This window comes from Bacillus sp. SIMBA_074 (genome assembly GCF_046534555.1).
Taxonomy (GTDB): domain Bacteria; phylum Bacillota; class Bacilli; order Bacillales; family Bacillaceae_G; genus Bacillus_A; species Bacillus_A mycoides.
This window is the reverse complement of the sequence record NZ_JAWRYM010001044.1, coordinates 1-245: the sequence shown is the minus strand read 5'-3', so window position 1 is coordinate 245 and position 245 is coordinate 1. Positions and strand designations below refer to the sequence as shown.

At 50.2% G+C, this 245-nt stretch carries 1 protein-coding gene; it reads right to left on the bottom strand.

What is annotated here, in order from left to right; genetic code table 11:
• A partial coding sequence (locus SB773_RS33940) for an MBL fold metallo-hydrolase (protein WP_410594881.1) occupies positions 1–245 on the bottom strand: 245 nt, incomplete at both ends.

Here is a 245-nt window from a genome sequence, read left to right as displayed (position 1 = left end):
CTCATCACGTAGCTCATGCTCGGCACGCTCACAGACGATTGGTTGTGGCAAATTCCAGCGACTAGAACCGTTCAAATCCGGATTGGTCAACCACTCTTGCTCCAGCGGATGAATGTAGACAGGTGCTTTTGTCAGCTCTCTTACTTGATTGAGGCCACCGATATGGTCGAGGTGGGCGTGTGTTAGCAAAATAGCTACTACCTGCTTTCCTGCAAGTGCTTGTAACAAACTCGCTGGTTCCTTCC